At 55.5% G+C, this 1678-nt stretch carries 3 protein-coding genes; all 3 read left to right on the top strand.

The genetic code is table 11. The features are described 5' to 3' along the window. The coding region (locus AC1DH9_RS28675; protein ID WP_477809286.1) for an EAL domain-containing protein at positions 1 to 373 on the top strand (373 nt) is incomplete at its 5' end. Positions 374 to 443: 70 nt separating this feature from the next. Then, a complete protein-coding gene (locus AC1DH9_RS28670; RefSeq protein WP_427538640.1) occupies positions 444 to 1190 on the top strand; it encodes a phytanoyl-CoA dioxygenase family protein in 747 nt (248 codons plus the stop codon). A gap of 144 nt (positions 1191 to 1334) precedes the next feature. Continuing rightward, on the top strand, positions 1335 to 1678 hold a 344-nt coding region (locus AC1DH9_RS28665), incomplete at its 3' end, for a DUF3313 family protein (RefSeq protein ID WP_477809285.1).

Raw genomic sequence — 1678 nt, 5'->3', positions numbered from 1 at the left:
CGGCTACTCCAGCCTCGCCGCATTGAAAAGCTTCCCGATCGCGAGACTCAAGATCGATCAGTCTTTCGTACACGATCTGCCTGACAACGAGAACGACAAAGCCATCGCCACCGCGGTGATTTCGCTGGGGCACACACTGAACCTCAAGGTCATTGCCGAAGGTGTCGAAACCCAAGAGCAGCAAACCTTCCTGCGTGAAAACGGCTGCGATGAAATACAGGGTCACTTCTTCAGCAGAGCGGTCAGCGCAGAGGAAATCAGCCTGTTACTGCGTACGCCCCGGTTGCCTCAACCGAGCCACATTGCGAGCCCTGACTCGGTAAGGCGAAAACGCGATGTAAAACGCCCAAGCAGTCCAATGCCTGGGCATTAATCACTCAGCGTACGGTAGCGTGGGAACGATCTGTATTGATCGAGTTGATGGCGAGGGAATTGAGCAATCCATGACTGACCGCGAGCAACTTCATCGAGATGGCTATGCACTGCTCCGTCGAGCGATCCCGGCCGAGTGGCTGGACGACCTTCGTGCCGTGTTCGATGCGGGCGTGAAGCCGGCGGACCAATGGCCCGTGCCGCGTGGCATGGATTGGCGCCATTCGCTGCTGGACGCTGATTCGAAGGTTCAGGCTGTGTGTCGTCTGCCCCAGGTGCTGGCGGTGGTGGGCGAGTTGATCGGAGAACGGTTCTTCCTCTCGCAGGTAGAAGGTCGCGAGCCTCTTGCAGGTGGCGGTCATCAGCAGCTGCACCGCGATTTGTCGGCCCAACGGCCAGGCGACATTGTGAATGTCCTGGCTTATTTCGACGATTATGGTCCCGAGAACGGCGCGACACGCATCGTCCCGGGCAGCCATCGCCCTGAGCAGGGAGAGCCGCCATTCGACTTCAACGACGAGTCCCGATCTGTACAACTTTCAGGCTCCGCGGGTGACATCCTGGTGTTTGATGTCGATTTAGTGCATGCGGCCAGTCTGAACTTAATCGGCCAACGCCGTCGCTCTATCCTGATTAGTTATTTTTCGGAGCCTCTATATGCGTCACATCTGGAAACGGTGAGCCTGCGAAATATTCGGATGGACACGACCGATCGGTTCGATCCCTCGGATTGGGAACATTTCTTCGAAGGAGAAAAAGCTGGAACACCGGCCAGCCATATATTTCATTTGGGTAACATTTCTACTGCCTGGAAATAAGCGGGACATACTCCAGCAAAGGACACAAGGCACTCTATGCAGGCCGCCTCATAAGGAATCCAGCGTGCAGGTATTAGCCCTATAGCCTGTCACTGCCATCAACTCGATGCGGTATAGAACGTCTTAATCCATGGAGTAAACAGTATGAGTCTGTCCAGAAAATTGCTTGTCGGCGTTGCCTTGAGCGGCCTGCTGCTCGGCGGGTGCACCTCAAGAATCACGGAGAAAGAACAGTACTCAGGGTTTCTTCCCGACTACAACAACTTGCAGGAAGTCACTACACCCAGCGGTGAGAAGGCCATGCGTTGGGTGACTCCATCCTGGAACCCGAACACTTATGACACGGTAGCCTTCAAGCGATTGGAGCTGTACCCGACACCACAGCCCAATGAACGGGTCAACCGCCAGACCCTGGACCAACTGCAAGCCTACATGACGAACAATGCCAAGAGCGCACTGGGCCAGAAGTACCGTGTGGTACCCAATGT

This window comes from Pseudomonas sp. 05T35, from assembly GCF_056396605.1.
This window is presented reverse-complemented; position numbering and strand designations above follow the sequence as displayed.